Origin of the sequence: Paenibacillus wynnii, assembly GCF_030812855.1 — a bacterium.
Classification (GTDB): domain Bacteria; phylum Bacillota; class Bacilli; order Paenibacillales; family Paenibacillaceae; genus Paenibacillus_AQ; species Paenibacillus_AQ wynnii_A.
The window spans coordinates 61,844-69,646 of sequence record NZ_JAUSTK010000027.1; the positions used below are offsets into that span (position 1 = coordinate 61,844).

At 42.6% G+C, this 7,803-nt stretch carries 7 protein-coding genes; 3 read left to right on the forward strand and 4 right to left on the reverse strand.

The window, feature by feature from the left end; all coding sequences use genetic code 11:
• Positions 1-13 precede the first annotated feature (13 nt).
• Both J2T20_RS20570 and J2T20_RS20575 read left to right on the forward strand, forming a co-directional pair.
• Positions 14-421, forward strand: a complete 408-nt coding sequence (locus J2T20_RS20570; RefSeq protein ID WP_307591197.1) for a hypothetical protein — start codon at positions 14-16, stop codon at positions 419-421.
• An 18-nt stretch (positions 422-439) separates the two neighbouring features.
• A complete protein-coding gene (locus J2T20_RS20575; RefSeq protein WP_307591198.1) occupies positions 440-1,003 on the forward strand; it encodes an NUDIX hydrolase in 564 nt (187 codons plus the stop codon).
• Positions 1,004-1,591: 588 nt separating this feature from the next.
• Here J2T20_RS20575 and J2T20_RS20580 read toward each other — a convergent pair.
• Positions 1,592-2,131, reverse strand: coding sequence for a hypothetical protein (locus tag J2T20_RS20580; RefSeq protein ID WP_307591199.1), 540 nt, complete (start codon positions 2,129-2,131; stop codon positions 1,592-1,594).
• 123 nt (positions 2,132-2,254) lie between these two features.
• Here J2T20_RS20580 and J2T20_RS20585 point away from each other — a divergent pair, with 123 nt between their 5' ends.
• On the forward strand, positions 2,255-2,842 hold the full coding sequence (locus J2T20_RS20585; protein WP_307591200.1) for a TetR/AcrR family transcriptional regulator: 588 nt from the start codon (positions 2,255-2,257) through the stop codon (positions 2,840-2,842).
• A 73-nt stretch (positions 2,843-2,915) separates the two neighbouring features.
• Here the strand turns inward: J2T20_RS20585 and J2T20_RS20590 are convergent, their stop codons facing one another.
• The 3 genes from J2T20_RS20590 to J2T20_RS20600 form a co-directional block, all read right to left on the reverse strand.
• Complete coding sequence (locus J2T20_RS20590; RefSeq protein WP_307591201.1) at positions 2,916-3,560, reverse strand: S-layer homology domain-containing protein; 645 nt, start codon at positions 3,558-3,560, stop codon at positions 2,916-2,918.
• A 53-nt stretch (positions 3,561-3,613) separates the two neighbouring features.
• The gene (locus J2T20_RS20595; RefSeq protein WP_307591203.1) at positions 3,614-5,986 is read right to left on the reverse strand and encodes a S8 family serine peptidase; all 2,373 of its coding nucleotides are present in this window, start codon (positions 5,984-5,986) and stop codon (positions 3,614-3,616) included.
• Between the two features lie 156 nt (positions 5,987-6,142).
• Positions 6,143-7,447 (reverse strand): glycosyltransferase, encoded by a 1,305-nt coding sequence (locus J2T20_RS20600; RefSeq protein ID WP_307591204.1) that lies wholly within the window; start codon positions 7,445-7,447, stop codon positions 6,143-6,145.
• Positions 7,448-7,803: the final 356 nt, after the last annotated feature.

Here is a 7,803-nt window from a genome sequence, read left to right on the forward strand (position 1 = left end):
AGGTGGTTTTTTTTTGACAGTACAACATTTTGAACTGGAGGGAATAAAGATCGTTATCTTACGATTTGTCAAAAATGTATTCTTATTTCTACTAGGACTAGCATTCCTTGTCAAGCTATCAAGTTATGTAGTTGAACCCTTGTATTCTAAAAATACAATGAATCCGGCTACTGTAGTAATCGCAGAACGATTACAAGCGGAGATGCCTGTACCACCTACACAAGCTTTTTTGAAGAGTTTTACTAAATCCCTTGCAGATGAAGACATTATTGCAGATTACGATAAATTTCTTGAACCTATGTACAACGTAAGTGGAAAGGCTAAATATAACGGTTTTACACAATATCACGACGTGGATATCTTGGTATATAGTCACGATTATATTGAATCTCAAGAATTTCCTGCAGAGGAAGAAAGATAGATAGTTAAGGAAAAACCTGTGGTTTCTATAGATGATAGGCGTCATAAATATATTTATCCTGAGGTGAAAATTATTAAAAACTTACTTAATAAAAATGGAATACATATCATTGAGGATAAATTCGGGAAGATATTCATTAAATCTCAAAGTAATATCGGGGTAGTTATGTTGGCAAACGACAATGGACAATTAATACTCATTAACCAATATCGAGAACCCATTGAGTCTTATACCATTCAACTTCCAGGTGGAGGAGTAAACCAAGACGAGGATATAGAATTTGCAGCAAGAAGAGAACTTAAAGAAGAGACTGGCATAGATTGCGGCAGAGTATATTACTTAGGAAATATATTACCTGCATCTTGGAGAAGCAATGAGGTAACACATGTGTATTATACTGACGAAATTTTGAGTTATTCTAAACAACAACTTGAAGGACATGAAGAAATTGAAGTCATAAGAATGAACATTCAGGATTGTATCGATGGGATAAAAGAAAATAGATTGAATGATTCAGAGTTGTGTTATGGCATTTTGCAGGCGATACTCAAGGGATTTATTAATTTGCCAGAGATGAGATAACCGTTAACAGAATTCTTTCAAGATCTGAGAAAGACAGGATGGAGAAAAAAATAAAGTGAATATTCCTTTATATAAGATGAACTTAAGATATTAACTTAAGGCTCAAGCGTCACTACTATGAAGATTTGGACGTCCGGCCGCTGTTGTATCCGGATTTCTTTGATTAACCCGCTTTTAGCGGTTAATCTTAATTGCTAGATTCATGTATATAAGCTGAACAATGAAGCCCAATAACAGCAGCTAAAGTAAATATATATTAGGTAGATCGGGTGAAGAACTCTATGCGGACTACAGAGCCCTTATTGTCTATAAAATGCTCGATAAGTAAGTTATGCGGACACAGATGCCGTTATTTATGAATACTGGGCTCTTTATAGCCGAATTCATGTAAATAAGGCCCCCTGAGTCCGCATAGATAAGGAATTCAGGTAAATGGAGTAAATAGCGTCCGCTGGGTCCGTAAGGCTTACGCATTCATCTTGAGCAGATATCCACGCGTGTTTATCAAAAGTAACCCGTATGACAGTATTTTCCATGCCTGTCGAGAACCCCTTGTCCTTTAATCTCCCCGCCCTATCAAATCGCAGTTCATACCTTTGCTTTCCTCGGCCAAATAAAGTAAGTGACGGTTATGATGAAGTCAAAGCCCAAGACTATTGACCAAATTTGCAATACACTCGACAGTGCTTCGGTGCGGGTTGGATCGTCTATATAGGTAATCAGACCGAAGAGGATTCCGGCACCTATGAGAAAAGCAATCACGTGTTTGATCCAGCTTTTGAAATAATGTTTGGCAAATTCGATTCCTTGTTTTCTGACGGGTTTTGAACCTTCTTTTGTCACTAAGTAACGAAAACGCTCGTCTGCCCAATGGATCATACTTTTACCAAAAACAAGGGACACGGCGATATATATGGCTGCAAGTGCATGTGCTGTCGTAGCAGTGGAACCGCGGTGCAAATCAATACTTGTAACCACTAACAAAATGCAGTCAATGACCGGAGTTAGTGCCAGCAGGACAAACCCCAGCTTTTCTCGGTTTAAAATATAACGCGTAATAAGACCCATTAATATAACAATCCAAAAGGCGATTTCACTTATGATGATCGACCATGCTGCAATATTCAAATTACGCACCCCTTTTCCAATACAAGTGTATTATTAAATAAGTGAAATTATAACATTTAGTTTTTAATAATACAACTGTACTATAATATTGAGTTTTGATTTTCCTTTTGATACAATATGGACATGCCAAAAATTGTAGATCCCACGGAGAAAAAAACTCAAATCGCTGAAGCCACATGGCGGGTCATCCTGGATCAGGGGATGAAGGGAGCGACTGTCAGAAATATCGCTAAAGAAGCAGGATTGTCATTGGGGGCCTTGCGCCACTATTTCTCTACCCAAGATGAACTGCTAGCCTACGCCATGAATCTCGTAAAGGATCGGGCCAATGCCCGAATTGAGAAGATTGGGATTAGCGACTTACCGCCAAAAGAAAAAGTCATTCGGATTTTGCTCGAACTTGTGCCTGTTGATGATATTAAAATGGCTGAAATGGAGGTATGGTTTGCCTTCACCTTTCATCGTAAATATGCAGAGGAACAGCTTGATACACAGCACGAAGGTTTTTTTAGCGAAATGGGCAGTTTAATTGAATATTTGGAACAGAATCATCTGTTAAGAACAGATCTGGATAAAGAAATGGCTTCTGAACATTTGTATGCTTTAGTCGATGGATTGGCATTGCACGCGTTGCTTGAACCCGAACGTTTGGATCGAAAGCGTGTGTCCGATGTTTTAACTCATCATATTAATTCCATTTGCAAGGGTTGAAGAGAAATAAATGATTTTAATGAAAAAGGGATTGCTGAGAGTCTTTAGACTCAAGGCAATCCCTTTTTATGCTTTATATTTCTGGAATATCGCGCGGATCTGTTGCTTCTGCGGGTCGGGACAGTAAGCCACCAACCCCGTTCTCATAAAGATTCTTTACAAATTGCAAGGCTTCCGCACGAGTAAGCTTGTTCGGTCCGCCGAAGCCTTGGATGGATGGTTTAGCGGGATCACTGCCGTTCGCCAAGCCAAAGGCGAGCAGGTAATGTATTGCATCATCTCCGCTGAAATGAACACCTTCCGTAGCGGAGATGAGTTCAGCTACTTGTGTGCGCAGAATGACCTCATTTCTCGAAGCAATAAGTGTATAGCTTTTTACAGGGTAGTTCAACTGTTTTGCTCTAACATAGTAAGGGTTAGCCCAGTGACTTTCTCCGTTACTACTTAGGTTGGGCTCAAAGGCACGAATCAGCAAAGCCAGGAACTCTGCTTCGGAAACGGTCTTGTTGGGTTTAAAGGTGCCGTCCGCATAGCCCTTTACCATGTTTTGCGAAATGCCCCACTGTATGGTGGAAGCATACCATTGGTTTGTTTGAACATCGGAGAATGAAGTGATCACCAAATCCGCTGCTTTTACATTTCGAACTCCTGATATTCCGTAAAGAGATACGAGGAGTGCGGCTGCAAGAACTACCTTTGCAATTGCTCTAATATTCATGGTGATAATCCCCTGTCTATAAGCTTTAGATTCATTTATTGCATTTCTTCCTTCTATCGAGTCGTAAACTCTAGGGTAAGCGGGTTGCTAAGGGAATAGGACTGGGATGAATTCATCGCCGGTTTGCCTTTAACAGTCTTATCAATAATAAGGGTATACGTTTCTTTGGAAATGAATGAACCACTCGCAGGCTTGACGAAAATGCGGTTCCACAAGACATACACCTGAAGGTCCGTGACCACTTCACCTTTGCTATCCACAACAAAAACGTTCTCACCCGGTTTAATGGAAGATAAATCGATATACTTGTAAATTTCACTCTTCATTGCTGCTTGGACACTGACATTAATAGGAACGGAAGGGCGAACCTCATTTTTTGTCAAAAGCGCCTTCGCATCTAGTTCAAGCTTGAGATGATCCAGTTCTTGTTGGAATTGATTCCGCTTGTCGGCGTCTGATAGGGCATTAATGTCATGTTTTGCCTCGATGTAGGAAATCATGGTCAATGAAGTTTTTGCTTGATCTAGTGATGCTTTGGCCTCCTTCAGTTCAGTCACTTGTGCATCCAGAGGTACAATGACTGCACTTCCTCCTGTTGGAGGGAGGGTAATGTTGGTCGGTAACGACGGTATATCGGGAAGCGGGTTCGGGATTACAGGGTCAGGAGCGGTGACAAGCGGGACTGCCGCTAGTGTTTTTGCCTGAAGTTTAGCACCTACAGATGAATTCCCGGTGGAATCCAAGGTTTTAATAACTATGTTATATACAGTATCCGAGGTCAGGCCTGTCAGATTATATTCTGCTCTAGTCGTCTCATCTACAAATTCTCCATTTACAAGTATCTCAACTTTAGCAAAATCGGTATCCAAAGGATTCGTCCAATGAAGCTGAATGGATGCATAAGTGGCGTCCGTTACCCCCAGAGTAGACACCTCCGCAGGAGCAGTAAGATCTACAGGAGGTTCTGTTGGTGTGGTTGTGTCTATTACAGGAGGCACTTCAGCCAAGGTTGCAGTCACCACATTCTGGCCTGCTGAGACATTACCTGTTGTATCCACGGTTTTGGCTTGAAGATTATAAACGGTATGCGGAGTGAGTCCTGTGAAAGTATAAGTGGTTCCTGAACCCTCACCCGCAAAAACTTCATTGGCGTATAGATTGACTTTGGCAAAGTCGGCATCTTGCGGGTTTATCCAAGTGACCGTTGCGGTGTTTGCTGTAACTTCACTAACCGTTAGATCGCTAATCTCGGCAGGTGCAGTGACGTCAAATTCTTTAGCAAACGTCACAAAACCATAACCAAACTCATCATCGCGTCCGGGTGCTCCCAAATCGATAGCATATCTTCGAATCTCTTCACGTTGTTGTTCATTAGAGAACAACGGATGTTCCTGCTTCAGTAGAGCAAGCATGCCTGTAATATGTGGAGCTGCTTGGGAAGTACCGCTTGTCTTGGCATAACCTCCTCCAGGAGCCGTTGAAATAATACCAACCCCCGGCGCGGAGAGTTCATTCTCCGGACCTGTTGATGAAAAATCACCGCGGGCCTGATTCACATCCATCGCTGAAACGGCAATAACACTGTCATATTTGGCGGGGTAGGTAATCGTGTTTGTTCCCGCTCCGCTGTTGCCTGCCGAGGCAACTATAATAATTCCTGCCGCATAGGCTTGATCGACTATATCTTTGAGAGAATTGGAAGAATACGCTGTTCCCAGCGATAAATTAATAATATCCATTTGGTTTTGAATCGCCCAATCGATTCCTTCCAATACATCCTGAAGATTGCCGTCACCGTTAGCATCCATAGATTTAACAGCATAGAGCTGCACGTCCGGTGCGATACCTACCATGCCTCCGTTATTACTTTTGGCAGCGATGATCCCGGCAACATGTGTTCCATGTCCGTTGTCATCTGTATAAGAGGTAGTATAATCAACGGTTGAAATGCCCCCAGCAATTAAAAGTTCCGGGTGCGCATAAAGGCCGGAGTCAATCACTGCCACTTTGACACCTGTTCCTGTATAACCTTTCGACCACATATTTGTGGGCTTAACGGCTTGGAAGCCCCACTGGGATTGTTCGGCTGGTATTGTCGCTACCGATTCGGATGCCGTTGTAACTTCCTCTGCAGTAATCGTAAAGGGGACATTTCGTTCAATATAAGCAATATTGGGATCGTCTATAAGCTCTTTAAGATCGGCACTCGTTACCGTGGCAGAAACCGCTGGAATCGTCTGAAATACGTGCTGGACTTCAACACTGTCCTCGAGAATCGCTTCTTTTCCCTGATTATTATTGTAGGTAATTATAACCTCGTGCTGGGCTCCGTCTTGACTTGTATTAGCATATACGGCTCCAGTGTTAAGGAGTAGGACAACGGATAAAATGGATGAGACTAAAAGTGTACCTGTTTTCTTTCCCATTTGAGGTTCCTCCTGATGATCGATATACATCTAATTTTATATATCGGTATCGGGGTGGAGGACATTTAGGTAAACGGAACAAAAAAGGCCAACCGATACAATCCGGTTGACCTGAAAAATATAAAAAGGACGTCTCCATTTGTTCGAATAACCTGCTTACTGCCCATCAAGGGTAACGGAATGATAAATACCTTCGTAAGTAACGGCTTCTTGTTCAATAGAAGGGATTTCAACCTGTTTCATATTGGCCTTGAATCCATTCAGCAACGTTGGGTTATCAAGTAATTGGACAATTCGCTGTGCGAGATGTTCGGCATCCCCTACGCGGAAGGTAAACCCGTTGAACCCGTCCTGCACCTTTTCTGCCATTCCGCCTATGTCTGATACCAGCGCCGGAACATGACTGGCGAGCGCTTCATGAAGAGCTAACGGATAATTCTCATACCAAATGGAGGGAACCAGAGCGATATCAACATCCTGATAGATTTGCTTAATGTCATTTTCCGAATATTGCCCGCAAAAGGAAATACGATCATCGGTGGCAGCAGCCTGTTCGAGTGATGCCGTATATTCGGAAGGTCCTGAGCCGTAGATCTTCAGTTTAAGCCGGTCTGATGGGATCATCGACATTGCCTGAAGGATCAGGTGCACGCCTTTATGGGTATTGAGAGACCCACCGTAGAATAAAGTTAGAGAGTCGCCGGGTTGGAATATCCGCTCATTCCGCCGAATGGTATCATAGTTGATCCCGTGATTTAGGACTTCCACATGAATATCCGGTAAGTTCCTGCTAACTAGACCGGCTAAGGAAGCGGAAGGGGAAAAGATTCTGCTAGCCGCTCTCAATAGCGGGACATGAGTGCTCAGACGTTGCTGAGCATTAGGGATTTGGCAGTGAATAAGGCAGTTCAGGCCCATATCTGGGCCATTGCACAGCGCATTACTCTTCTGGAGCATCGTACCCGTCGGACATATAAACCAAAAGTCAGTTAAAGTAATGATGTATTTGATCCCGAGACGTTCGCTGGTCTGTATAAATTCCATAGCCCTCATCGGATGTCCAATATGAATGAGGGTGGGTTTTTCGGTCGTAATCACTTTTTGTGCGAATAAAGTCAAGTCCATATTCCCGATTTCAAATGACTGGGCAGGGTCCATATGTTTATGGCGAAAGGCAAGAACAGGAATGCCTTCATATTCATATTCTTTATACAAAACATCACCAAAAGTATGAGAGTAACTCTCCGGTATGCCATCGCTGTAAGTAACTACTTTAACATGATGTCCTTTACTTTGCATGGATCTGGCCAGGTTGAATACGAATTTCTCGGTTCCTGTATATGTCTCCGGGTAGAAGGAATGGACGATATAGAGGATATTTAGAACCTTAGGCCTGGTTAGCTGTTTTCGTTTCGACCTGCGGGACTTCCTTTTCTTAAGATGTCTCTTACCTAAAGTCATTTTTCTCTTTTTTGTTCCTATTGAAAATCTCTTCCTCTTGTTCGCCCGCCCAGTTTTGATCCTTCTTGCAGGTTTTCTTTTCCTCTTGAGGGCCACTGATTTTCCTCCTTTGGCACAGACCACAGCCTGTAGGCCTAAATAATGCATCATATGTCAGAAGGAGGCTGAATTCTTGGGTGGGTTGCTTAGAGAATGCCAAATGGAGCAACTATAGGTGAGTCCGTGAATAGATGTATTTTATACACTTATTTCTAGCTTTTAGCGCTCGGATGTATGGATAGATGTACTTTGTGCAACTAAAAACATGAATATGCCGGTTAAACCCCGGAATACCCAAAAATAAGTGTATAAAGTGC

Excerpts from the sequence above, each read along its gene's own strand:
- J2T20_RS20595 (WP_307591203.1), bottom strand. The coding sequence starts at position 5,986 with ATGGGAAAGAAAACAGGTACACTTTTAGTCTCATCCATTTTATCCGTT.
- J2T20_RS20600 (WP_307591204.1), bottom strand. The coding sequence starts at position 7,447 with ATGACTTTAGGTAAGAGACATCTTAAGAAAAGGAAGTCCCGCAGGTCG.
- J2T20_RS20585 (WP_307591200.1), top strand. The coding sequence starts at position 2,255 with ATGCCAAAAATTGTAGATCCCACGGAGAAAAAAACTCAAATCGCTGAA.
- J2T20_RS20590 (WP_307591201.1), bottom strand. The coding sequence starts at position 3,560 with ATGAATATTAGAGCAATTGCAAAGGTAGTTCTTGCAGCCGCACTCCTC.